This window comes from Tepidibacillus decaturensis (assembly GCF_001561915.1).
GTDB classification, from domain to species: domain Bacteria; phylum Bacillota; class Bacilli; order Tepidibacillales; family Tepidibacillaceae; genus Tepidibacillus_B; species Tepidibacillus_B infernus.
Genome location: NZ_LSKU01000001.1, coordinates 1,572,093 through 1,596,798 on the forward strand (window position 1 = coordinate 1,572,093; position 24,706 = coordinate 1,596,798).

Consider the following 24,706-nt stretch of genomic DNA (forward strand, 5'->3'; position numbering starts at 1 on the left):
CCCGGCGGACCCGCTGGACCTGATGGTTTCGGGCCTGGTCCAGGCGGTTTTGGACCCGGCGGACCCGCTGGACCTGATGGTTTCGGGCCTGGTCCAGGCGGTTTTGGACCCGGCGGACCCGCTGGACCTGATGGTTTCGGGCCTGGTCCATTAAGAAATGTTCCTGACCCGGATGATGAACCTGGACCTAGGTAAATTACTTTCTATTAAAAGGAAAGAAAGCCAAGAGGCTGTCACTCTTGGCTTTTTGTTTTTCTTATTTCTATACCTATCTACTTTCCACCTGTAAAGGTAATGCCCTTAATAAAGTAACGATTAAAGAAGGCATAGATGACTAATACCGGCAAGGTAAAAACCATCGATGCGGCCATGATGAGATTCCAATAGCTTACGTACTGATCTTTAAAAGTATTTAATCCGATCGGAAGTGTAAACATTTCTTGATCTGATAAAATAACTAATGGTCCCATAAAGTTATTCCAGAACCCCATGAAAACAAAGGTCGCCTGAGCGGCTAAAGCTGGTCTGGCTAATGGCAAAACGATTCGGAAGAAAGTACCAAATCGGCTTAATCCATCGATAGCAGCTGCCTCTTCTAATTCTTTAGGGAAATTGATAAAGAATTGCCTCATCATGAAAATAAACGTCGCATTTACCATACCAGGGACAATTAAGCCTTGATATGAATTTAGCCATCCTAATGTTTTTAAAATAAGATAGTTTGGAATCATTGTCACCTGTGCTGGGATCATAAGTACTGCTAAAATCAAAATAAATAAACTATTCATTCCTGGAAAACTTAGGCGAGCTAATGCATATCCAGCCATTGAATTAAAAAGAAGGTTTAAGGAAGTTCCAACAACTCCTATGATAACACTATTTAGTAACCAACGTGGAAATAATGCTTGTTCCACAAAGATTTGGCGATAGTTATCAAAAGTAAAGTTTTTTGGAACAAAATTCATTGACCCTTCAAGAATTTCGGATAAGGGTTTAAAGGAGGAAGACAATGCCCATAAAAAAGGTAAAACAGTAACTACAGCATAGAGAATAAGAATGGCATATAGAAATATTTTGCTAAATCGTATTTTTCTCTGCATCTTTTCTCTCTCCTCCCTAATATAAAGATTCCTCTTTAGAAAATTTGCGTTGCAATAAGGTAGCGATTAAGATGATGGCAGCAAGGATAAACGCAAGAGCAGCTGCATAACCCATCGTACCTAAGTTTTTAAAAGCATATTGGTAAATTAAAAGTACAACGGTTAAGGTAGAATTATTTGGTCCACCTGAACCTCCTGAAAATATATAAGACTGGTCAAACAATTGGAATGTACCAATGATTCCCATAATCACAACAAATGAAGTGACAGGCTTTAATATCGGGACAGTGATATACCAAAACTTTTGGATCGCATTTGCTCCATCAATCTCTGCTGCTTCATAGATTTGATCAGAAATATCTTGTAAAGCAGCTAAGTAGATAACCATGAAATAAGGTGCAGTTGACCAGATATTCATAATCATAATCGCAATTAAAGCGACTTTTGGATCCCCAACCCAATTATAGGTAGGTAGTCCAAACATGCTTAAAATTTGGTTAACCAACCCATTTTGGTTATACATCCACATGAAGATCAACGTTAATACAGCCGAAGAAGTTAAAGTTGGTAAAAAATAAATAATTCTAAAAAATCGTTGTCCCTTTAAACCTGCATTTAATGTAGCGGCTAATAACAGAGCCAAAAATGTTTGAACTGGAACAACGATAAGCACATAAAACCCTGTATTCTTTAATGCGATTAAGGCACGTTGATCAGTAAAAAATCGCGTAAAATTATCAAGTCCTAAATATTGAAAGTCCATGCCTCCTAGTAATTTTACCTTGTGAAAAGCTAAAAACACCGCAAATAAAATCGGTGCTACAAGAAACAAGCCTAGGGTAAAAATAGTGGGCGACATAAATAGATAACCTTGTGCAGCTTCTCCTAATGCTCTTTTGCTGTATTTCCTTGTAGCCATTGTTTCTCACTCCTTTTAAAGCTGCGCTTTCCTTTTGAAGAATAGAAGGGGATAAGTACCCTCCCCCTCATGTATAGTTAAAAATTATTGATTTGCTTGAATCTCATTATTCGCTTGATCTTGAGCTTCCTTTAACGCCTCATTTAAAGGACGATCCCCAAGGAATGCACTGACAAATTGGTTATTAAAATTATTCATAATGATCGGTAAGTTAGCTCCACCTTGCCATACAGTGGCATAGCCAGCCCCTTCAATCATTGGCGCACGAAGTGGATCTTTGTCAAAACCTAATTCTGCTGCAACCGATTTACGAGTAGGTAATGCAATACCTTTACTTGTCCAGATCTTCATCCCTTCTTTTCCCGTTAAGAAGGAGATCAGTTTCCAAGCAGCTTCTTTATTTTTCGATTCTTTATTCATAACATAGGCAACAGTATACGCCATTGTACCTTTATTTCCATTGATCGTTGGAACTTCTGCAGTAGCGTAATCTAAATTAGGGAAATTACTTTCTAAGAAAGGTATCGCCCAAGGTCCTTCAATGACCATTGCAGCTTTTCCTTGTCCAAACATGTCTCCACCCCAATCAGCTCCAACTTCTGATGGTTGTGCAGATGTTTTATCAATAACATGTTGGTCTACGATTGGTTGTAATGCATTTACAGCTTTGTCACTAGCAAAATTTGCTTTGTCATCTTTTACAACTTGGTCTCCTGTAGATTGAGCGACATACATCAAACGAGCTAGCTCAGGGGCAACGCCAAAACCATATACCTCTGTACCTTTTGTCAATTTTTTAGAAATCTCTCTTAACTCATCCCAAGTTGTCGGAGGATTCTTAATTCCAGCATCTGCAAACATTTTTTTGTTATAGAATAAAGCTAATGTTGAAAAATCCTTTGGAAAACCGTAAATATTTCCATCTTTTCCTTTAAACGCATCAAGCATTGGTTTTTCAAAATCATTTACATCGAAATCATCAGTTACATAATCATCTAATGGTTCTAATACACCAGTTTCAATTAGTCCTGGTGCCTCAAATGCATCTAAGAAAAAGACATCAGCCGCTTGCCCACCCACTAAACGGGTTTTCATGACATCCATATATTGATCAGCAATTACTTCGAATTTTACGTCAATATTTGGATTTTTTTCTTTAAATGCATCTAGAGTTTGATTAAATAACTTGGTTTCTTCTGGTGAGGAACCCCAACCCGCTAAAGTAATTTGAACCTTCTCTCCTTGGGCAGTTCCTTGATCTTTTCCTTTGTCAGCCTCTTCATTCGATGAGCTACAACCTGCTAAAATCCCTGTCAGTAATAACGTCAAAATCGTAATGATGGTAAAGACTTTTTTCGTTTTCATCATTTTAACCCCTCTCTTTTTTTCATTCTTATTTTAAATTTTGAGTTACGTTATACCCTGTAGTGTTTTTATCAATTGAAACCTCTAGAGTACCGTTTTTGCGTTCAATAGTTATTGCTAATTCACCTTTACCAATTTTAAGTTGCGAGACTTTTAGTCGATTGATATCCTCTGGTAATACAGGATTTAATGTAATCGTTTGATCTAAGCTATTTGGAAAAAGACCTAGAATCGCTTGAACAAATAATAAAGGAGTACCTGCTGCCCAAGCTTGTGGTGAGCAAGCAACTGGATATTCAACTACATGGCCTAGAGTATCCTCATATCCACAGAACAACTCAGGAAGTCTAGTATATTCAAAATGAGTAGCAGCCTTTATAAGGCCTTGAATCACTGTGTTTGCAGCAGCGGATTGCTTCGTTCTACTCATTCCAAGAACAATCAGACTATTATCATGTGGCCAAACGCTCCCATCATGATAACTCATAGGGTTATATCCTGCCTCACCTATACCCATCGTGCGAATTCCATAACCAGTAAACATCTTAGGTGAAACAAGAAGATCACTAACCTTTTTAGCATTTTCCTCGTCTAAGATCCCAGATAATAGTAAATGTCCTGGGTTAGATGTAAGAGTTCCTACTTGAGCTTTTTCTTTGTCCAAAGCAATCGCATAAAATTGTTGGTCTTGCATCCAGAAAGATGAATTAAATTTTTCTTTTAATTGCTCTGCTTCACTATGTAATTGCTTAGCAAGATCAAGATTACCAAGATTTTGATAAATCTCTGCAATGCCTATTTTCCCTTGATAAACATACCCCTGAACCTCAGCTAATGCAATTGGAGCTTTGGCATAATCCCCATTTCGATGAACGACAGAATCACCAGAATCTTTCCATCCTTGGTTTGCAATTCCTTTTGATGCCTCTTGGTAATATTCAACAAATAAATCTCCATCACGATCGCCATATTCGTCAATCCATGTTAAAGCTCTTTTTACATTGGCTTCAAGCTTTTTAAATAGTTCTAAATCCCCTGTCCATTTTACATATTCAGTAAGTAGAACTAAAAAAAGTGGTGTGGCATCAATGGTTCCATAATAAGGTGTAAAAGGAATCTGATTCGTATTTGCTAATTCACCAAAACGAAGTTCATGCATGATTTTACCTGGTTGTTCATCACGCCATGTGTCTATTTTAGTACCTTGGTAAGCAGCCATTGTTAGAAGTGTTCCTTTTGCAATTTCAGCGTTAAATGGGAGCATTTGTAGTGCTGCTATTAAGCTGTCGCGACCAAACGGCACGCCAAACCACGGTAATCCAGCTACAGGAAATAGTCCATACCCAAGATCAGTTAATAAGACTCTAAGATCATCAATTCCACGCTTAATCATTGATTGAAAAATAGGATGATCTGTTTCTACCTTTGTTGTATTTGTTTCCCATTCACGATAAGATTGTTCTAAGAAATCTAGAGCTTTTTTTGGCTCTATAACTTCCTTAACTTGTTCACCTATCTCAGGTTGAATCATCAACGTAATTACTTTTTCCTCTTCATGTGACAGAGATAAGTTAAAATAAAGATCTCCATCTTCCGTAACGCTTGTAGCAGGGAAGTCCCAACTGATCGATGTTGCTCGATGAATATCATCAGCCCCTTGATAATGAAAACGTATTGTATTTCCTTCTAAGGACTGTCTAGTACGTTTCCCTACCTTGCCAGTTTGAAATCCTCGAACGATAAACATATCTTTAAAATCTACATCAAAGTGAAAACTTAATTCAAATTTTACAGGTTTTGGATAATAATTTTTAGTTTTAACCATTTCGTAGAGTACACCATTATAGATGAAGCGCTTACGTTCAATCTCTACTGATTCCCTCCACAAAATCAATTCTCCATCTTTTTCCATGTGAGGATTCGTTAAGATGATCTTTGCTAAGTAGTTTTGATCAGCCAACGAAGACAAAAGAATTGGCTCCTGCCCATTTATTTTTAAATCTAACTTGCTCAGGAATCGAGTATCTTTGGTATAAAGCCCCAATCCATTTGGATGGTTCTCATAGATATCCCCTTTTTCATCTGTAAGCAAAAATAAATCGTTTTCTTTAATTACTCGATAGTCCATTCTCAAACCTCCAAGTTGCCTAAACAAATTATTTGCTAGGTTCAATTTATCCAAAACGTTTTGGAATCAACATATAAAGAAACCGAAACGTTTTGGTTTTGTATCAAAAAAATTTCATTCTATGTGTTGATAGGTTTTGCAGTTGATTCCCTTGTAATGAGTTCGGTATCTAAAACTTTTACATGAGAGCTTATTTTTTCTTCTAACATATGAACGATCATCGTTGCTGCTTCATATCCTATCATATATTTATCCTGAGAAATTGTAGTAAGGGATGGAGAAGAATAAGATGCTAAAATAATGTCATCATAGCCAATCACTGATAGATCTTCTGGAACATTCCTTCCCAGTTCTTTCGCTGCTTTTATCACACCAATAGCCATTAGGTCACTAGCACAAAATAATGCAGTGATCTCTGGGTGCTTTGTTAGTAACGTTAATGTTCTTTCTTTAGCCACTTCTTCCAAAAATTGTCCATTGATCACCCATTCTTGATGGAATGGTATATCATGATCCACAAGTGCTTGCTTATAACCTTCTAATCTTTGTCTACTTACAAAAGCCTGATCATGACCATTGACTATCCCAATATTGCGATGACCTAACTCAGCGAGATATTGTACTGCTTTTTTGGCACCATAGATATTATCTGTGGTAACATAGCCTACTTGATGGCCTTCAACTGGAACATCGATCAAAACGACAGGTATTTCACTTTCCACTACCTCTTGCAAGTATGGATCATCCGTTTTTATCCCAGCTAGGATTACCCCATCGACTCGTCGTTCACGACAAAGCTGTGTATAGGTTTTCAATTGTTGTTTAGATGAGGTAGTACTAAACAAAACAATATCATAACCTAATTCACCAGCCCTATCATTGATGCCAGACAAAACTTCAAACAAAAAATTATCCTTTGCCCCTGAGCGAGTAAGTCCAGAAACGAGTAAGCCAATCGTCTTAGTTTTATTCATTACTAGACTTCTAGCCAAAAAATTCGGGCTATAATTTAGCTGTTCACTGATCGCCTTAATTTTTGCTCTAGTTTTTTCATTTACGTCATCATATCCATTTAAAGCACGAGAGACCGTCGTGACAGAAACCCCTGCTGCCTTTGCAATGTCTTTTATCGTTGCCACGGAACTTCCTCCAAAACGTTTTGGATTGTGAATACATCTTTACTATACATCTAAAAGAAAACGATTTCAATCATTTTTTGTAGGCAAAGTTTTATTTTTATTGAAAAAATTACCAATTATAGATACTTTTCTAGAAAATAGGCCACGCCATCTTCATCATGATTTATGGTTGTATCCTTTGCAACCTGTTTTAAATCAGCAATGGCATTACCCATCGCGACACCCATTCCAACGTTTGTGATCATTTCTATATCATTGTTCCCATCACCAAAAGCAATCGTTCTTGCTGGATCGAGATCATAGTAAGTTAATACCTCTTTTAATGCATGCCATTTGGAAGTACCCTTGGGCATGATCTCAATATATCCTGGTGATTTTAATAGATAGATTTGGTCAGATAATGATTCTTCTAATTCTTCATGGTGAAAAATTACTTGGCGATCTTTAAGAAAAATTTCAAATTTAGAAATATCATGTTGTAAAAGATGAGCAAAATCACCAATGTAATCAGGTGTACGTTGAAAGGAAACTTTCCACCACTCTACGACTTGGTCATTTGTTAAACTGTATACAAGTTGATCATAAAAACCCAAAATATTGCTTACATGTGGTTTGAAGCCTTCTAAAATAGATATTGCAACTTCCTTTGGTATTGTAAAATGTTTTATATTCCTATGATTTATCCGATCATAAATCATCGTTCCATTGGAACAAATCATGACTGTTTACAGACCTAATTGTTGATGAAAGTGAGCAGAAGCTGCTGGTGCTCTTCCTGTTGCAAGAAAAACCTTTACCCCTTTATCTATTAGTTTCTTTAGAACCTCTTTATTTCGATTGGATATCTTCGTCTGCTTATTTAATAGAGTTCCATCTAGATCAAGTACAACCGCTTGAATTTCCATTATGATCTCGCCTCTCCTTCACTGATGAATTTTTCTCCATATTTTTTAATCATATCATAAAAGGTATATTTTTCGAAACTTTCATGTCTATTACATGCTCTATTTTAATTATTGCCCAGCTTGTTGCTTTTGTGTGATATACTCGCGAATGTACCTGTTGCGGTAATTTTGCGTTTTATAACAACTCTTACTTCTGTATGGTTGCAGTTGATTCTGGCAGTTTGTGCGCAGTACCTGGTAATACCACCTCATTTCCAGCGTGAATCACAACAAATTGAAATCACGCTAAAGATTAAGAAATAAATTATATCCTTCATCTTTTCATTTTTTGGAACTTACCTTCATACAATGATTCATTGACGGGGTTAAATTACAAAAGGAAGGTGAAGAGGTGAAGGAATGAAAATAAAAGTTTTTATGCTTGCACTATTCTTTTTCATGACAAGTAGTCCTTTATTTGTTCAAGCAGAGGAAACACAGAACCACTATATTATCATCAATAAAACCACAAACAAACTTGCCTATTTTGTTGGTACAGAATTAAAAAAAGTGTTTCCAGTGGCAACTGGCAGAAAAGCTGAGTATACTCCAGAAGGAAGCTTTAAGATTGTTCAGAAGATTAAAAACCGGCCTTATTACAAATTAAACATTCCAGGAGGAGATCCAAAAAATCCTTTAGGGCCTCGTTGGATGGGGTTTGATGCAAGAGGAACAAATGGGGATACCTATGGAATTCATGGGAATAGTAATCCGTTATCGATTGGCACATATGCCTCTGCTGGCTGTGTACGAATGAATAATGATGATGTGATTTGGTTATTTGACCAAGTCCCGATTGGTGCCAAGGTTTATATCGTCTCCTCTAAAAAAGGATTCTTGCAATTAGCTGGAGATTTCGGCTACAAAGTAACTTCTTCAGCCATCACTCTTAATGAAACTTTATCCATTGACATCAACATCAATTTAGATCATCAGCCTTTCTCTTTACCTAAAAACAATCCAAGCGTCCTAAAAGATAGACATATTTTACTTCCATTAAAGCCATTGATGGGTCGACTAGGGTATCAGTTAACCTGGGACGCTGCTACTAATCAGGTTCATATTGCCAATCAAAAACAGGATTTTACCATACAAATAAACAAGAATACCATCCATAAAAAGGATAAAGCCATCGAACTTGATATTGCCCCCACAATCATTAATGGTTCCACGTATATTTCACCAAAGACATTAGGGATACTTCTCGAATCTCAAATGAATTGGGATGAAAAGAATTTAATTATCGACATCTACACCATTCCCACTCCATCTATTCAGTTAGATAATGGAACATTCTTTGCTTTACCTGAAAATTATCATAGTTATGTGAGAAATAACCGATTGATGGTTCCCCTCAAACCAATCGCTGATCAATTTGGCTATTTGATCCAATGGGATTCATCATCAAATCGTATTGGTCTAGCACATCCACAAAAAAATTCAACCCTTTCAATCCAGATCAATCAATCAGATTTAATAAAAAACGGGCAGCTTTATTCTCTTGATGTTGCTCCAGAACTTCAAGAAAATAGTACCTATATCTCCTTACAAACTTTACAAGTATGGTTAGACTTGCAATTGGAATGGAATCAGGAACAAAATATCATACAAATGGTTGTAAATGTGGAAAAGAGCACCTAATTCGGTGCTCTTCATTCGTTTCTACAAAAAGTTCTAACTGATAATTTCTTGATTTAATACTTTGCTTGCCGCATTTACTTGTTCGTCCGCATGGTAAGAAGAGCGAACTAGTGGGCCTGATTCACAATGACTGAATCCTTTACTTAAAGCAATTTCCTTCAATTCTGCAAATTCATCGGGATGCCAATATTTCTCTACAGGTAAATGCTTTTTCGTTGGTTGTAAATATTGACCAATAGTAAGAATATCTACATCATTTGCCCGTAAATCATCCATCGCTTCCAAAATTTCTTCCTTTGTTTCTCCTAAACCTACCATAATACTTGATTTTGTTGGAATCTCTGGATTTAGCTCTTTCGCACGACGTAAAAATTCTAAAGAACGATCATACTTGGCTTTTGAACGAACTCGATCAGATAAACGTCTTACCGTTTCAATATTATGGTTTAAAATATCAGGTCGTGCATCCATCAATGTTTTGAGATTCTCGAATACTCCCCCCATATCTGAAGGAAGGACCTCTATTGTCGTTAATGGGTTTAACTTACGAGTTGTTCGAATGGTTTCTGCAAAAATAGAAGCTCCACCGTCTTTTAGATCATCTCTAGCTACAGCCGTAATGACAACATGGTTTAATCCCATCTGTTTCACAGACTCTGCTATACGCGCTGGTTCTTGCAAATCTAACTCTGTAGGCATTCCCGTTGTCACGGCACAAAAACGGCAACCTCTCGTACAAATGTCCCCTAAGATCATAAAAGTTGCAGTTTTCCTTACTGCCCAACATTCATGGATATTGGGACACCTTGCTTCTTCACAAACAGTATGTAATTTTTTGGCCCGAATCATCTTTTTTAAGCCACGAAAATTTTCATTTGTATTAATCTTAATCTTTAACCAATCTTTTTTTCCCTTTCCTGTTTAGCCATGTTTTTACTCCTTTCTAGCGAGCAAATGTCCATTCCTCATGTTCATAACGTTTTTTGGCTAATTCCTCAACAAAATTCATCTCATCCTCTGTTAATGTATACGGTTCTAGCCTTATATTCAATCCTTTTTCAAAACCGCTTTTAAATGCCTCTCTTACTTCTTCCAAGTTGATTTTACGCGTTGCGATCTGGTTAATCGCAACCGCCTTATTTTTAAAATTACGCTGCATGCGTTCTCTTACTCGATCACTTGGGTATTGAAATAAATCAAAAAGGATGTCTTCATCTAAATCTAACAGAATTGAACCATGTTGTAGAATTACACCCTTTTGTCTGGTTTGAGCACTTCCTGCTACTTTCCTTCCCTCGACAACCAGTTCATACCAAGAGGGTGCATCAAAACAAACAGAGGATCGAGGATTTTTTAGCATATCAAGCTCTTCCTTGGTTTCTGGTACAGAAAAATAAGCATGAAGCCCTAATTGTTTAAATCCTTCTAACAGACCAAGGCTAATGATCCGATATGCCTCTGTTACGGTTTTTGGCATTTTTGGATGGTTTTCAGAAACAACAACACTATAGGTTAATTCCTTATCATGGAGTACTGCTCTTCCTCCTGTTAATCGCCTAACAAGACCTATTCCGTGCTCCTTTACTTTTTGCAAGTTGATTTCTCTATGTAGCTTTTGAAAATACCCAATTGACAGCGTAGCAGGGTCCCAACCATAAAAACGAATTGTCGGAGGAAACTGTCCCTTACTATGCCATTCTAATAACGCTTCATCCAAAGCCATATTGATTGAGGGAGAGTATGTTTGATAGTCAATAAATCGCCAAATTTCCATTATTATTGTAGCTCCTCTATTTTAAAATAACCAGTTTCTTAAAATAATGATACGTTAAAAAACCAATCTTGTCCAAAAAAAATCCATGTTTGACGATTGACACTTGTCTACAGCAAATAAGTTCTCTTTTCATATGATGTAGTATCAAAAAGGAAAGGGGGAAAAGAAAATGGAATTCATTAAACAACTTTTACAGGCTCGCGCAAATGCTTTACTTCCTGTCACTATTGTCCGCCAAGACAACAACGTTACCTATACAAACGTGCAAGTTGCTTTCCTTAATGACAAAGCCGTTGGTGTTGCTGTAGGTAACCAAATCCGCGTCATCCCATTAGAGCGCATCCTCGAAGTAAGATAATTGTAGAAAAGAAAGTAACCCATCCTTGACCACTAAGAACGGAAAGGCAGAGGCTCCTACCCTTTGCCTTTCCTATTTTTTTTGATTGCTGGAGCAATGGCTAGAATCGAAGAAAAAGGGATATCAATCGCACCAGAAATAGTGGTAAGAGTAACAAAATCTCGATGGACTTTTGCAACAGTTCCCTTAAAAGTTCCACCACTGGTAAGATAGATGGTTACTTCTTGTAACAACCGTTCATAGATGAATAATCGGTCTAAAAGTCGTATCCTCAACTTTTTCCCCCTGCTCTATATTTATGTGTAAAACTGGTAAAATTCTCTCCATATTAACCTAATTCTATGGATTTGGGCGTTTGCTTTATGTGAAGGATCGCTTTATCTGAATAACTTATTGTAGATAAATGCAAAAAATACTTTTCAGTGAATCTATAGGCAAGGAGGAACGGTATGAAATGATTAAAGGAAGGAGATCCTTATGGTTAGAAAGATGCCAAGCAGAATCATGAACTTTAAAAAAATTACCCCTTACTCCATCGAAAATTCCCATATCACCAACCATGCAGTAACAGGAGAAAAAAGGTAATTAAGATGGCTGAACCATTATTTCGACTAGCAAATGAAGAAGACTTCCCAAGAATTTGTCAGTTATACCAGCTGCCAAAAGAACATCCTAAATGCAAACAAATAGAACGATGGTTAAAAAGTGGGTCCCAAATCATCCATGTTGCTGAATTAAATGAGCAAATCGTGGGTTGTGTAGCTATTCGTTTTCCAAAACAAACAGAGGCATGGCTGTCTCATAAAATCATTGATTCTTCTGTACAAAACCAGGGACTAGGAACAAAAATGGCACAGTATGAAGAAGAATATGCAAAAGCAAAAGGCACAACGTTTTTGCGCCTAGCCACTCGAATTGATAATGCTCCAATTCACTGGATGATTGGGGAAAAACTACATTATTATAAACTAACCAGATGGTTACGCCTCCGCCGACTAATTCCTAAAGCCGTCCATCTTCATTCATCTTTTTTAAATTTAAATCATGCAAAAAGCTCCCAAATTCATTGGTTTAAGAATTTAACAATGATAAGGCCCTATATCCAAAATCATATCGATTATTATTCTTCAGATCATTTAATCCCCTATATGAAAAATCTAAACATGTACACTTCGTTACAACTGAACGATCCATCGATTCTCCATTTCTATCAAGCCTTAGCTGTAAGTCAGAATAAAAAAATAAAAGGAGTGGCTATCTACCATTACTCCTCAGCAAAAAAAGAAATCATTATTGATCAACTCTATGTGGACCATCAGGACGATGCCTACCTTCTGCTATATCACTTAAGCCAATTCGCAGCAAAGAAAAAGCTTCTTTTTTCATTATTAGCAGCTAAACCAACTTATCCGATCATTCCTGTGATTAGATTTTGGACGAAATCTTCTCGTCTTTTACAAACTCCTGACTTGTTTGTATTTGGGAAAAAACTTTCCTCATAAGGACTTGCAAGACAGGCGAATAATCCTTTCTCATCCTATCTTCTATATTAGCCTGTAAATAAAAAGATAGAACTTGAGGAATATGAATGAATCTCCCAACAGAATAGAGGTTGGCCAAAACGACCAATTCTGAGAAATATTTGCCTTCTCCCAAAAAATCAACAGGCCAACCTCCTGTTTCTTTGATAGCCTCTATATTAAAAAGAACAGGGGAAGGCCAAAATGATTCACAAAAGATGTCTTTTATTTCTTTGATAGTAGTATTCTGTTTTTCTCCAATATATTGATATTTGGAATAGGTTTGAAATAGTCTTTGATCTGCATAGACCGCAACAACATTTTGCCCTTTTTCCTCTTTCTCTGGTATGATAGATATAAATTGTTCAATCGCATGAGGTTGTAAAATGACAAATGGTGAAAGAGCCATCATGTATACCCCGTTTGAGTAATCAAGAGCATATTTGATGGCTTGCCCTTTTCCAGTTGTATGAACTAAAGATAGGTGACGAGAAGAAATAGAATGGTGTTTGCAAAATGACTCGACCACTTTAGAAGTCCCATCAGTAGAATGGTCATTGATAAAAATACATTCAACATTTGTTTGATTTTGTGTAAGTATACTTTGAAGTAAAGATGTAATCATTTGCTGTTGGTTTTGGTAGGGAATGATCAGTGATACTAAGGGGTTATTTTTTATCTTTTTCATCAACTTTTTGATCTCCAATTTCGAACCTTTATATTTTGTAATAAGCAATTGTTTGCTTCAATCCCTCTACTAAAGGTATTTTTGGTTCCCAAGCTAATTTTGACTTCGCCAAACTTATATCTGGATTTCGTTTTACGGGATCGTCTATAGGTAGCGGTAAATAGACTATTTTTGATTGTGAAGCAGTTAATTCAATTACTATCTCCGCAAGCTCCTTGATTGTGAACTCACTTTGATTTCCTATATTAACAGGTCCTATAAAATCGTCTGAACCATTCATCATTCTCATCATTCCCTCTACTAGGTCATCAATATAACAAAAGGAACGAGTCTGAAAACCATCTCCATAGATGGTAAGCTCTTTATTTTGAAGGGCTTGAACAATAAAATTACTTACAACCCTTCCATCATCACGATTCATCTTTGGCCCGTATGTGTTAAATATTCGAATCACTCGAACATTCACATGGTATTGACGATGATAGTCAAAAACAAGTGCTTCTGCCGCTCTTTTCCCTTCATCATAGCAAGCTCTTGGTCCAATTGGATTTACATTTCCTCGATAACTTTCTGGTTGAGGATGAATCTCTGGATCCCCGTATACTTCACTCGTAGAAGCAAGTAATAATTTACTATTTACCTTTTTTGCTAGTTCAAGCATATTGATCGTTCCAATCACATTCGTTTTAAGTGTGTTGATTGGGTCTTTCTGATAATGAGTGGGTGAGGCTGGACAGGCGAGATGATAGATTTCATCCACCTCGAGATAAAAAGGTTCGATAATGTTATGATCAATACAAGTAAAAAATGGGTGACAATCAAAAGGTACAATGTTTTCTTTCTTTCCTGTATAGAAATTATCAACACAAATGACTTCATTGCCCTCTTTTAATAAACGCTCAATTAGATTTGAACCAATGAAACCAGCTCCACCAGTAACTAATATTCGCTTACGTTTCATTGTACCTTCTTCCTTCCAATCGAGTAATAAACAAAACCAGCTTTCTGCATCGCAATTGGATCAAATTGGTTACGCCCATCAAATAAAACTGGATATTTCATCCTTTTTTTAACGATTGATAAATCTGCCTCTTGATACATTTTCCATTCCGTAATTAGTAGCAAGGCGTCTGAATTCTTAATTGCTTCATATAGATCATCGAAGTAATAAATCCCATTATTTCCCAATAAAACACGAGTATTTTCAATTGCCGCTGGATCATGGGCATGTATCGTTGCCCCATGCCGTCTTAACTCCTTTATCGTTTCTATCGCTGGTGCCTCACGGATATCGTCAGTTTCCGGTTTAAATGCTAACCCCCATATTGCAATGACTTTTTCATGGAGATCTTCACCAAAAAATTGTAGAACTTTGTTTAGTAATTTTTGCTTTTGTTGACTGTTTACCTGATCAACAGCCTTTACAATCTGAAGTTCCACCCGATACTCTTTTCCAGTTTGTATCAATGCTTTCACATCTTTTGGAAAACAAGATCCACCATAACCTAATCCAGCATTTAGAAAGGCCATTCCAACTCGAGTATCAGAGCCTAATCCAAGCTTCACCTCTTCAATATCAGCACCTGTTGCCTCACATATGACTGCAATTTCATTGATAAAACTGATTCGAGTCGCTAACATCGCATTAGTAGCATATTTCGTTAACTCAGCAGAGAAAATCGACATTTGAAGCAATGGATACCCTTGGTCTGTTAATGGACGGTATAGCTCCTTCATTAAAGCAGCTATTCGAGGATGATCTGTTCCAACGACAATACGGGAAGGATGCATAAAATCCTCAATGGCTGCCCCTTCACGAAGAAATTCCGGATTAGAAACCACATCAATTTCTATCTGATTTAGTCCTCGATTCGTTAACTCTTCTTTAATTACATTTTTTACCTTTTGCGCAGTTCCTACAGGTACCGTTGATTTATCTACAATAATTGTATAACGGTTGATATTTTGCCCAATCTCTTTTGCAACTTGAAGAACATGGGATAAGTCAGCTGATCCATCTTCATTTGGTGGTGTTCCAACCGCGATAAAAACAAACAAACTGAAATCAAGCATCTCTTTTAAATCTGTAGTAAAAGAAAGTCGTCCATTCTCCGAATTACGTTTAATCATTTCATAAAGACCTGGCTCATAGATAGGCACTTGTCCACTTTTCAACAATGAAATTTTATGTTGGTCTATATCTAGACATATGACATGGTGTCCCATTTCTGCAAAACAGGCTCCTACGACCAATCCTACGTAGCCGACACCTACAACCCCAACATTCATCTTAGTTCCCTCCGGTCCATTTTCCTTCTATGTCAAAAGCAAATTAAAATATTCTTCTAATAAATTATGAGTTAGAAGGATTTGGGTAACGGCAGTTGACTATTTTAAAAAAATAAGGTCAGCTTTACAAGTAAAAGCTTAAAAACCTTGGAATCGTTAAGATGTTTTTCTCAATTGAATGATCGATTGACGTCCAATCAGCTTTTTTTATAAGATCTAAATGATAAATACAAAGGTCTGGTAAAATAGTTTTCGATTTCGATTTTATTTTTTTCTTTTTGCTATTGCCCTCAAAACGATCTCACCCTTTCTTTCTTTCTCCTCCATTGTGTCAACAAAAATCTCAATACATTCAGGATTTAATATTTCGAAAGGCGATAAAATGAGTACATATTTCCCGTTAGCCAATTTTAAGGTTTCTTTTGAGATTGAATGATCGTTTATAAAAATGGTTTCAATATTTGGATAAGTTTGATGTGCAATACTTTGTCTAAGATAAGGTAATATTGCAGAATGATAAGGGTATGAAATAAGTAGAGATACAAGGGGGAGAGATCCAGAATCTCCTTTTTTCTCTTTGATGCTTATTTTGTTTTTTAAGTCTACGTCAACAAGGTAAGGTTCGTTCCATTCTTGTAATGCTCTTGCCAATAAATATTTATACATTGAATACCAAGCATTTCGGTTTTTATACGTAATACTGTCATATCTTCTTCTAACCACCATTGTTCGTTTAGGTAAATAAGCCATTTGATAATGTTTAAGCAAGCGAAATACTGTGGCTATATCTTCATATAATCGGCCTTCTGATGGATAATCTGTCACCCATCCCCCAATAGCAAGAAGGGCTTCTTTTCGATAGAAACGTGGGATAGGAACAAAGTAATTCTTCACCCACTGGATCCGATTAAGAAATGGACGAGCTACCACAGCTTGGTGTTTCATTAAGTTCTTTCCAACTTTTTTTACGGTCACATAGTCGGAGTATACAAGCGCAACAGTGGAGGGAAGCTTCTGCATATAATCAACAAATAATTGAAGTGCAAGAGGGTATAACCAATCATCAGCATCCAATTCCAAAACATATTCTCCTTCTGCGATCTTTAATCCCTCATTTAATATTTTGCCTTTTCCCTGATTTTTCCTGAATCGTTTATATTGGATGCGAGAATCGTTTTTTATGATTGGGAGAATCCAATTTTTGCTTTTGTTTGTTGATCCATCATCTAATAAAATCAATTGCCAATTGGAATAACTTTGTTGTTTCACACTGGCAATGGCCTTTTTCATATATTTCTTTTCATTATAAAAGGCTAACAAAATCGTGACATAAGGTTTATTCCCAATTTTAACCCCTCCCATCATTTTTTAGATTATAAATGGAACAGCATATGAAAGGTATCTATAAAAAGATCAAACTTTTCTAACTTTTTAATGGTATCTTCTTCAGTAAGAACTTGATTCTTTTTTTCAGGTTGATCGTCTAATCCGATTTGAAAAGAGAGATGATTTATTTTTTTCTCTTCTGCTAACAACTCTGCCACTTTATGAAGGAATAGTAAGTATGTTTCCTTCAGCAGCATAAATTGATTAGGATATTCTTGATTGAGCTGTTTATATTCTTCTAAAATACGCTGTTCCTCTAATCGATCAATATACCCAGCAATCGTCATCGCATGTGTAGAGGTTTCAAATTCAGGATGTTTTCTTTGATAAATGAGGTAATTTTTAAACATATCACGGTGCTGTTGCTGCGTAGAAAAAGGATGTTCTTGGTGATAATGGGGGACTCCTTGATCGTTTTTTAAGACTGCCCCTATTTTATATAATCGATAACCCATATCTGTGTCTTCCAATCCCCACCCTTGATAATCCTCATCAAAATATCCCACCTTGTCTAATAGTTCTTTTTTTAAAGAGACATTTCCCGATAAAAAGGCCTGCCAAGGTAAATGATACCCAATTAATTGGTCCCCAAAATGCTTTCGCACATCTGCAAAAAGAGGTTTTGGAAACGTAAGCTGTTGATAAAATCCAGATTTAATCTCTTTTTGCGATAAAAGTGGGATTGGTTTTTTCGCCTGTTTCAATCTTTTTCGAATGGTTTTTAGATTTCTTAGATGATTTCCTGGAATGAACTGCCAACGTCTGAGTAAAAGTGGTTTTCCCCGTATTAAAGAATAAAACTTTTCAATTTGATCATTACGAAAATCGGGGTACAACGTTGTATAGACCCCATATTGTCTTAGAGCTCCTGTAACTACCATGTTTTCTTCTTCCGAATGATTTTCCAAATGATTTGCTACAAAATGAGAATCGACAATGATTTCCGAGTCTAGGAATATAATCACACTCCCGTTTGCAAGCGAAATCCCTACATTTCTCGCTTTAGAACGACCTAGATTTTTATCATAGCGAATATAATGATATTCAAACGGGGCTTTAAAGCTTTTTAATTTAGGGGTTAGATCTGTTGATGCGTCATCGATTAAGATCACTTCCATTTTAGATAAATCATATTTTTGATTTGCTAATGCATACAAGCTGAACAAATTTAAAGGGTATTTATTATATGAAGGCATAATGATACTTACATCCTTTTTCAATGACCATCCCCCACTTTACTAGGTTGTAACATAATTAAATTCATTTTAATATTTTATGCTGATATGGGTTTAGAAGATTGTTCCCATGCCTAGTCCATCTTCATATTGTAGATAGAAACTATTTATTACGAAGGGAAAGGTAATATGTCTATAGAGGTAAGTGTCATTATGATCTCCCACAATAAATATCCTCAAAATTTGTTAACCCTTTATTCTTTCCAAAATCAAACTTATGACCCTGAAAAATTTGAAGTGATCTTTGTAGACGATTCTTCAACCGATCAAACAACCACTTTAAGCAACTTAGAAACACCTTTTACATTTAAATACGTACGTTCTAAACATAATGTAGGTCGATCACGTGCTAAAAATATTGGTATTCAACATGCATCTGGAAAAATCCTTATTTTTTTAGATGTAGAAATGCTAGTCGATCCTGACTTTATTGAACATCATATTCATCTTCATCAAACGGAAGAAAACCTTGTTATCTCATGTACCAACCAGCAAAAAATCGTTTATACCGTATTGGATCCAAAATTTAATGAAAAACAAATCAAACGATTCTATTCCATGATTAAAACAAAACCAAAACTTCTGAGAAAATGGAAGCTATCTCTCTCGAATCACACTAAAAATATGCACTTGCTTTTGAGGTATATAAAAAGAATAAAAAGACCAGTTCCATTATTAGGTAAACAGGGGATTCAATCTTTATTTTTTCATCAACTTGCTTATCCAGATCCTACATTTCCTACGATAATCAGAGATTATGGGCCTTGGTTAAATGGATTCCATCTTCCTTGGATTTTTTGCATTACTAGAGCTGTCTCCTTTAGAAAAACTTTGCTAGATCAGGTAGGTTATTTTAATGAGGAATTTGCTGGTTGGGGTAGTGAAGATAATGAATTAGGTTATCGACTCTACAAAGCAGGAGCAACATTTTATGATGCACCACAGATTGCAACCTATCATCAGGAACATCCCTACATTTTGACGGAGAGAAAGAAAGAAATGATTGGAAACATTGTGAAGTTTCAACAGATTCATCCTGATATCGATGTAGCAGTGATCTCATTACCCTTTATTGGTAAAGGAAGCTTTGTAAAAGCAAGTCAAGTTTTGCATGAATATAGAACACTTTCTAATCAGTATCCTGAGCAAAATAAGACTTTTAGAGATACATTAAAGAAAGGACTTCAAGCGGCACTTAAAATGTTTTTGGAAAATCGAAGCCTAGTGAATTTAAGTGAATTTGTAGGATTAAAGGATGATGAAAAATGGAAGGAAACCGTGTTATCAGAGCTAAAAATCTTGCGATCTGATGATAGGTTTAAACGATTGGTAAAAGTATTTGATGAACTTTTTGGCGACATTGAAAACTGACATTAGGCCACTCTATTCACCTAACTTTTTCTACTCCAAGAACTTCTCCTTCTGCTTTTGTGACGATTACTAGTCAAAAAATCTCCTCCATAATCATACGAATATCCTTTGTAATCTTCCATTCAGGATAATGAGAGGTAAACTTGTTTATATCACTAATATACCAAATATGATCTCCTACTCGGTGATGTTCATTAAAGGAATAATTTAATTTCTTTCCTGTGATTTCTTGCGCTAATTCAATCGCTTCAAGCATGGAAATATTAGAATATCTTCCTCCGCCAAGGTTATACACCTCTCCACCCTGTCTAGGATTTTGAAAAAAGGTATGGAATGCGGAAATCACATCGCTAGAAGCAATTACATCTCTTACTTGTTTGCCTTTATAGCCAAATATCGTGTAGGGAATACCATTGATTACACACTTCATTAAGTAATTAATAAATCCATGTAAGACGACTCCAGATTGTTTCGCCCCAGTTAACACTCCACCTCGAAAACAAACTGTTTTCATATTGAAGTATCTCCCATATTCCTGAACCAATATATCTGCAGCTAATTTAGATGCTCCAAATAAGGAGTGCATATTTTGATCGATACTCATATCCTCAGATATACCTTTATGATAAGGATGGTTTGAATCAATTTCGAAGCGAGTTTCACATTCAATCAAAGGAAGTTGATTTGGCCGATCACCATACACCTTATTCGTGGATGTATAGATAAATACTGCCTCAGGACAGAATTTACGCGTAGCTTCAAGCAAATGAAGGGTTCCATTTGCATTCACATGAAAGTCAGTCAATGGTTCTCTTGCTGCCCAATCATGTGAAGGCTGTGCTGCAGTATGAATAATTAATGAAATATCTTGTTTATATTCTTCAAATACTTCTTCTATTTTTTTATAGTCTCTTATATCAATATCATAATGTCTATATTTAGATCCAAGTTTAAGTTTCAAATACTCACGATTGTTTATGGTCGAACCACCGGAACCAAAAAAATACTCCCTCATATTATTGTCGATCCCTATCACATCGTATCCCAAACCAACATAAAATTCTGCTGATTCCGAACCAATTAATCCAGAAGAACCTGTTATGACGACAACAGACACTAACACTCCCCCTAAATGTTTATTTAAACTGATACTTTATTCTATTCAATTTTATTTTTTCTGAAATGAAAAAGATTTTTCTTTTTACTGTCTCTCACATATAAACATTTTAAGTAGAATATGATACATTATTAGTGAAGAATACTGAAACAAATGGACATGCAAAATAAATTTTGTTCACACACAGAGGACAAATGTAATGGAGGGATGAATCATGGCAAGCAAGGTATTAGATGATTTTTTGAAGCAAAATCTAGAGGATTTAAAAAGTAGGGGTCTTTATAATGTGATCGATCCTTTAGAAAGTCCAAATGGACCAATCATTAAAATTGCTGGAAAAGAGTTGATCAATCTTTCTTCCAACAATTATTTGGGATTGGCTACCGATGAAAGGTTAAAAGAAGCGGCGCATCAAGCAATTGAAAAGTTTGGTGTCGGTGCAGGAGCTGTTAGAACGATTAACGGTACATTAGAAATTCATATCGAGCTAGAAAAAAAGTTAGCAGAATTTAAGCATACAGAAGCAGCAATTGCTTATCAATCAGGTTTTAATTGTAATATGGCAGCTATATCGGCAGTGATGGACAAGAATGATGCAATCCTTTCTGATGAACTAAATCATGCCTCAATCATAGATGGTTGTCGTTTATCAGGGGCAAAGATTATTCGCTTTAAGCATTCTGATATGGACGATTTAAGGGCAAAGGCAAAAGAAGCCACTGAATCTGGCCAATACAATAAAGTCATGGTCATTACCGATGGGGTTTTCTCGATGGATGGAGATATTGCCAAGCTACCTGAAATTGTAGAAATTGCAGAGGAATTCGGTTTAATTACTTATGTAGATGATGCGCACGGCTCCGGTGTATTGGGCAAAGGTGCAGGAACAGTCAAGCATTTTGGCTTATCAGATAAAATTGATTTCCAGATTGGGACATTATCTAAAGCAATTGGTGTCGTAGGTGGATATGTTGCAGGTAAAAAGGAACTCATTGATTGGTTAAAGGTAAGGAGTAGACCATTCTTATTCTCTACCTCTCTAACACCTGGGGATGTCGCTGCAAGCATAAAAGCAATTGAGATTCTAATCAACAGTACTGAGTTAAATAATCGTCTTTGGGAAAATGGAAACTATTTGAAGAAGAAATTAAAATCCTTAGGATTTGATATCGGAAATAGTGAAACGCCAATTACACCAGTCATTATTGGCGATGAAGTGAAAACACAAGAGTTTAGTAAAAAGCTTTATGAAGCTGGTGTATATGCGAAATCAATCGTATTTCCAACTGTCCCTAGGGGAACAGGTAGAATCAGAAATATGCCTACAGCAGCACATAGTAAAGAAATGTTAGACCAAGCATTAACAATCTATGAAAAGATCGGAAAAGAGATGGGGATTCTTTCATGAAAAAAATCTTAGTCACAGGGGCATTAGGCCAAATCGGCTCTGAATTAATTCAAAAGCTTAGAGATACCTATGGAGAAGACAATGTAGTAGCAACTGATATTCGAGAAACAGAAGCAGATGTCGTCAAATCAGGGCCTTTTGAGCTCCTTGATGTTACAGATGGAAAGCGAATGTATGAAATCGCCAAAAGTTATCAGGTGGATTCTGTCATCCACCTTGCTGCCTTGTTATCCGCAACAGCTGAAGCTAAACCACTTTTTGCCTGGAAAATTAACATGGACGGTCTTTTAAATGCTCTAGAGGTAGCGCGGGAATTAAAAACGCAATTTTTTACGCCTAGCTCTATCGGCGCCTTTGGTCCTACAACTCCAAAAGATCTTACTCCTCAAAACACCATTCAAAGACCAACGACGATGTATGGTATAAATAAAGTAACTGGTGAGTTACTAAGCGATTATTATCATCAGAAATTTGGTGTAGATACAAGAGGGTTACGTTTCCCAGGATTAATTTCCTATGTTACCCCTCCAGGAGGGGGTACAACCGATTATGCGGTTGAGATTTATTATGATGCCGTAAAAAAAGGTGAATATACCTCCTATATTGCCAAAGGGACTTTTATGGATATGATGTATATGCCTGATGCGTTAAACGCGATTATTGATTTGATGGAAGCAGATGCATCTAAGTTGAAGCATCGTAATTCATTTAATGTAACTGCAATGAGTGTTGATCCTGAGGCAATTGCCAAAGCCATTAGAAAGTATATTCCTCATTTCAAGTTAGATTATCAGGTAGATCCAATCAGACAATCTATTGCTGATAGCTGGCCAAATTCAATAGATGCCTCATCAGCAAAAGAAGAATGGGGTTTTAAGGTAGCATATGATTTAGAGAAAATGACTGAGGATATCATAAAAAAACTAAAAGATAAGCTTCTTTAAGAGTAAATCATAAGGTAATCGGAAGGGGATTCTTATCCAACCCCTTTCTTTTTATTACTAGTGACGTATGCTAATCTTTACCAAGCTGTTAATTTCATATAAAATAAAATTTCTAAGATCATATTTTATTTTTAATACTACTATTTTAGGGGCGGAAACAGATGGAAGATAACATTAATTATAGAAGCAAAAGGATTTGGGGAATGAATGCTGTTGTTTTTGTGACTGGACTGGTCAGTCTTCTCACTGATTTATCCAGTGAAATGATCGTACCTGTTCTTCCTTTATTTTTAACAACGGTTCTCCATGTTCAAGTCACTTCAATTGGGCTTCTTGAGGGAATCGCTGAAAGTACTGCAAGTATATTAAAATTATTCTCAGGTTGGTTTTCAGATAAACTAGGCAAACGAAAGCCTTTAATGGTCTTTGGCTACGGTCTTTCTAACCTAATCAAGCCATTATTTGCACTTAGTACATCGTTTAGCCAAGTACTTGCTATACGGTTCATTGACCGTTTCGGAAAAGGAATGAGAGGAGCACCAAGGGATGCCTTGATTGCTGATTCAACCAGTAAAGAAGAAAGAGGAAAAGCATTTGGGTTCCACCGGGCGATGGATACCTTAGGCGCTGCAATTGGCCCATTTGTTGCCTTCTTTGTGTTAAGCTCTTTTCATGAGAATTATCGTTTAATCTTCTGGATTTCCTCTATTCCCGGAATTATTGCGGTATTATTACTTATCTTTTTCTTGAAGGAAAAAAAGAAAACAAATATAGAAGAAGAGATCTTTGGAAAACAAACACGACCAAAGATCAGCTTTAAAGGCTTAGATCGCCGTTTTATTCTCTTTACCTTTATTGCTACTTTGTTTGCAATTGGTAACTCATCTGATGCTTTCTTAATTTTACGGGCACAAGATGTTGGGATGAATTCAGCATTGATTCCTCTAGCTTACTTTGCGTTTAATATAGTGTATACGCTTTTCTCAATCCCTGCAGGCATTTTATCTGATCGCTTAGGTAGAAGGCCAATTATCGTAACAGGCTATCTGATCTTTGCATTGATTTATCTTGGGTTTGGACTCATTACAAAGAGTTTATGGGTATGGGGATTATTTATCTTATATGGCCTTTATTATGCTACAACAGAAGGGGTTCAAAAAGCATATATCGCTGATCTTGTCCCAGAAGGAAAAAGAGGAACGGCAATAGGCACGTTTAATGCTTTAACAGGAATTGCTGCGCTTCCTGCTAGTCTTCTTGCAGGATTTTTATGGGAAACATTTGGACCTGCCTCTACCTTTGCCGTAAGTAGTGGATTTGCTGCTTTATCTGCTATTTTAATGGTGTTACTTCGTGTATAAAAGCAGATCAGCCATTTGT

The 24,706-nt window shown here is 36.3% G+C and carries 21 protein-coding genes and 2 pseudogenes; 8 read left to right on the forward strand and 15 right to left on the reverse strand.

Annotated elements, in window-relative coordinates:
- The coding region (locus U473_RS07530) for a hypothetical protein (protein WP_201024164.1) at window positions 1-195 on the forward strand (195 nt) is incomplete at its 5' end.
- Between the two features lie 77 nt (window positions 196-272).
- Here U473_RS07530 and U473_RS07535 read toward each other — a convergent pair.
- The 6 genes and pseudogenes from U473_RS07535 to U473_RS07560 form a co-directional block, all read right to left on the reverse strand.
- On the reverse strand, window positions 273-1,100 hold the full coding sequence (locus U473_RS07535) for a carbohydrate ABC transporter permease (RefSeq protein WP_068724951.1): 828 nt from the start codon (window positions 1,098-1,100) through the stop codon (window positions 273-275).
- Between the two features lie 16 nt (window positions 1,101-1,116).
- On the reverse strand, window positions 1,117-2,019 hold the full coding sequence (locus U473_RS07540) for a carbohydrate ABC transporter permease (protein WP_068724953.1): 903 nt from the start codon (window positions 2,017-2,019) through the stop codon (window positions 1,117-1,119).
- Between the two features lie 84 nt (window positions 2,020-2,103).
- On the reverse strand, window positions 2,104-3,384 hold the full coding sequence (locus U473_RS07545) for an ABC transporter substrate-binding protein (RefSeq protein ID WP_407701922.1): 1,281 nt from the start codon (window positions 3,382-3,384) through the stop codon (window positions 2,104-2,106).
- 28 nt (window positions 3,385-3,412) lie between these two features.
- Entirely contained in the window at window positions 3,413-5,512 is a 2,100-nt protein-coding gene (locus U473_RS07550) for an amylo-alpha-1,6-glucosidase (RefSeq protein ID WP_068724958.1), read from the reverse strand.
- A gap of 119 nt (window positions 5,513-5,631) precedes the next feature.
- Entirely contained in the window at window positions 5,632-6,651 is a 1,020-nt protein-coding gene (locus U473_RS07555) for a LacI family DNA-binding transcriptional regulator (protein WP_068724960.1), read from the reverse strand.
- Between the two features lie 116 nt (window positions 6,652-6,767).
- Window positions 6,768-7,556 (reverse strand): annotated as a pseudogene (locus tag U473_RS07560) (Cof-type HAD-IIB family hydrolase).
- Window positions 7,557-7,955: 399 nt separating this feature from the next.
- Here U473_RS07560 and U473_RS07570 point away from each other — a divergent pair.
- Window positions 7,956-9,236 carry a L,D-transpeptidase family protein gene (locus U473_RS07570; RefSeq protein ID WP_068724969.1) on the forward strand — a complete coding sequence of 427 codons (1,281 nt, stop codon included), beginning with the start codon at window positions 7,956-7,958 and terminating at the stop codon, window positions 9,234-9,236.
- Window positions 9,237-9,269: 33 nt separating this feature from the next.
- On the opposite strand, the pseudogene lipA reads toward U473_RS07570, so the two are convergent.
- Window positions 9,270-10,145, reverse strand: a pseudogene (lipA, locus tag U473_RS07575) (lipoyl synthase); the annotation flags it as partial.
- 34 nt (window positions 10,146-10,179) lie between these two features.
- Entirely contained in the window at window positions 10,180-11,016 is an 837-nt protein-coding gene (locus U473_RS07580) for a lipoate--protein ligase family protein (protein ID WP_153012022.1), read from the reverse strand.
- Between the two features lie 163 nt (window positions 11,017-11,179).
- Between U473_RS07580 and U473_RS07585 the strand changes: the two genes are divergently transcribed.
- Window positions 11,180-11,368 carry a hypothetical protein gene (locus U473_RS07585; protein ID WP_068724977.1) on the forward strand — a complete coding sequence of 63 codons (189 nt, stop codon included), beginning with the start codon at window positions 11,180-11,182 and terminating at the stop codon, window positions 11,366-11,368.
- A 56-nt stretch (window positions 11,369-11,424) separates the two neighbouring features.
- Here the strand turns inward: U473_RS07585 and U473_RS07590 are convergent, their stop codons facing one another.
- Entirely contained in the window at window positions 11,425-11,643 is a 219-nt protein-coding gene (locus U473_RS07590) for a hypothetical protein (RefSeq protein ID WP_068724979.1), read from the reverse strand.
- A gap of 315 nt (window positions 11,644-11,958) precedes the next feature.
- Here U473_RS07590 and U473_RS07595 point away from each other — a divergent pair, with 315 nt between their 5' ends.
- Complete coding sequence (locus U473_RS07595) at window positions 11,959-12,870, forward strand: GNAT family N-acetyltransferase (protein WP_068724982.1); 912 nt, start codon at window positions 11,959-11,961, stop codon at window positions 12,868-12,870.
- Here U473_RS07595 and U473_RS07600 read toward each other — a convergent pair.
- From U473_RS07600 to U473_RS07620, 5 genes are all read right to left on the reverse strand, one after another.
- On the reverse strand, window positions 12,794-13,576 hold the full coding sequence (locus tag U473_RS07600; protein ID WP_153012023.1) for a glycosyltransferase family 2 protein: 783 nt from the start codon (window positions 13,574-13,576) through the stop codon (window positions 12,794-12,796). The two genes, U473_RS07595 and U473_RS07600, sit on opposite strands and share 77 nt — an antisense overlap.
- A 28-nt stretch (window positions 13,577-13,604) precedes the next feature.
- Complete coding sequence (locus tag U473_RS07605) at window positions 13,605-14,537, reverse strand: UDP-glucuronic acid decarboxylase family protein (RefSeq protein WP_068724986.1); 933 nt, start codon at window positions 14,535-14,537, stop codon at window positions 13,605-13,607.
- Window positions 14,534-15,865 (reverse strand): UDP-glucose dehydrogenase family protein, encoded by a 1,332-nt coding sequence (locus U473_RS07610; RefSeq protein WP_068724989.1) that lies wholly within the window; start codon window positions 15,863-15,865, stop codon window positions 14,534-14,536. The genes U473_RS07605 and U473_RS07610 overlap by 4 nt, the downstream gene beginning before the upstream one ends.
- 264 nt (window positions 15,866-16,129) lie before the next feature.
- Window positions 16,130-17,230, reverse strand: a complete 1,101-nt coding sequence (locus U473_RS07615) for a glycosyltransferase family 2 protein (protein ID WP_082732431.1) — start codon at window positions 17,228-17,230, stop codon at window positions 16,130-16,132.
- An 8-nt stretch (window positions 17,231-17,238) separates the two neighbouring features.
- Window positions 17,239-18,471 carry a glycosyltransferase family 2 protein gene (locus tag U473_RS07620; protein WP_068724994.1) on the reverse strand — a complete coding sequence of 411 codons (1,233 nt, stop codon included), beginning with the start codon at window positions 18,469-18,471 and terminating at the stop codon, window positions 17,239-17,241.
- 144 nt (window positions 18,472-18,615) lie between these two features.
- Here U473_RS07620 and U473_RS07625 point away from each other — a divergent pair, with 144 nt between their 5' ends.
- A complete protein-coding gene (locus U473_RS07625; RefSeq protein ID WP_068724996.1) occupies window positions 18,616-19,857 on the forward strand; it encodes a glycosyltransferase family 2 protein in 1,242 nt (413 codons plus the stop codon).
- Window positions 19,858-19,930: 73 nt separating this feature from the next.
- Here U473_RS07625 and U473_RS07630 read toward each other — a convergent pair whose 3' ends face one another.
- Window positions 19,931-20,974: an NAD-dependent epimerase/dehydratase family protein gene (locus tag U473_RS07630; protein ID WP_068724998.1), complete on the reverse strand. Its 1,044-nt coding sequence runs from the start codon at window positions 20,972-20,974 to the stop codon at window positions 19,931-19,933.
- A 214-nt stretch (window positions 20,975-21,188) separates the two neighbouring features.
- Between U473_RS07630 and U473_RS07635 the strand changes: the two genes are divergently transcribed.
- The 3 genes from U473_RS07635 to U473_RS07645 all read left to right on the forward strand — a co-directional run bounded on the left by U473_RS07635 (window position 21,189) and on the right by U473_RS07645 (window position 24,687).
- Complete coding sequence (locus U473_RS07635; protein ID WP_068725000.1) at window positions 21,189-22,382, forward strand: glycine C-acetyltransferase; 1,194 nt, start codon at window positions 21,189-21,191, stop codon at window positions 22,380-22,382.
- Window positions 22,379-23,326 (forward strand): L-threonine 3-dehydrogenase, encoded by a 948-nt coding sequence (locus U473_RS07640; RefSeq protein ID WP_068725003.1) that lies wholly within the window; start codon window positions 22,379-22,381, stop codon window positions 23,324-23,326. The genes U473_RS07635 and U473_RS07640 overlap by 4 nt, the downstream gene beginning before the upstream one ends.
- 161 nt (window positions 23,327-23,487) lie before the next feature.
- Entirely contained in the window at window positions 23,488-24,687 is a 1,200-nt protein-coding gene (locus U473_RS07645) for an MFS transporter (RefSeq protein ID WP_068725005.1), read from the forward strand.
- Window positions 24,688-24,706: the final 19 nt, after the last annotated feature.

Excerpts from the sequence above, each read along its gene's own strand:
- U473_RS07535 (WP_068724951.1), bottom strand. The coding sequence starts at position 1,100 with ATGCAGAGAAAAATACGATTTAGCAAAATATTTCTATATGCCATTCTT.
- U473_RS07540 (WP_068724953.1), bottom strand. The coding sequence starts at position 2,019 with ATGGCTACAAGGAAATACAGCAAAAGAGCATTAGGAGAAGCTGCACAA.
- U473_RS07545 (WP_407701922.1), bottom strand. The coding sequence starts at position 3,384 with ATGAAAACGAAAAAAGTCTTTACCATCATTACGATTTTGACGTTATTA.
- U473_RS07550 (WP_068724958.1), bottom strand. The coding sequence starts at position 5,512 with ATGGACTATCGAGTAATTAAAGAAAACGATTTATTTTTGCTTACAGAT.
- U473_RS07570 (WP_068724969.1), top strand. The coding sequence starts at position 7,956 with ATGAAAATAAAAGTTTTTATGCTTGCACTATTCTTTTTCATGACAAGT.
- U473_RS07585 (WP_068724977.1), top strand. The coding sequence starts at position 11,180 with ATGGAATTCATTAAACAACTTTTACAGGCTCGCGCAAATGCTTTACTT.
- U473_RS07595 (WP_068724982.1), top strand. The coding sequence starts at position 11,959 with ATGGCTGAACCATTATTTCGACTAGCAAATGAAGAAGACTTCCCAAGA.
- U473_RS07600 (WP_153012023.1), bottom strand. The coding sequence starts at position 13,576 with ATGAAAAAGATAAAAAATAACCCCTTAGTATCACTGATCATTCCCTAC.
- U473_RS07605 (WP_068724986.1), bottom strand. The coding sequence starts at position 14,537 with ATGAAACGTAAGCGAATATTAGTTACTGGTGGAGCTGGTTTCATTGGT.
- U473_RS07610 (WP_068724989.1), bottom strand. The coding sequence starts at position 15,865 with ATGAATGTTGGGGTTGTAGGTGTCGGCTACGTAGGATTGGTCGTAGGA.
- U473_RS07615 (WP_082732431.1), bottom strand. The coding sequence starts at position 17,230 with ATGATGGGAGGGGTTAAAATTGGGAATAAACCTTATGTCACGATTTTG.
- U473_RS07625 (WP_068724996.1), top strand. The coding sequence starts at position 18,616 with ATGTCTATAGAGGTAAGTGTCATTATGATCTCCCACAATAAATATCCT.
- U473_RS07635 (WP_068725000.1), top strand. The coding sequence starts at position 21,189 with ATGGCAAGCAAGGTATTAGATGATTTTTTGAAGCAAAATCTAGAGGAT.
- U473_RS07640 (WP_068725003.1), top strand. The coding sequence starts at position 22,379 with ATGAAAAAAATCTTAGTCACAGGGGCATTAGGCCAAATCGGCTCTGAA.
- U473_RS07645 (WP_068725005.1), top strand. The coding sequence starts at position 23,488 with ATGGAAGATAACATTAATTATAGAAGCAAAAGGATTTGGGGAATGAAT.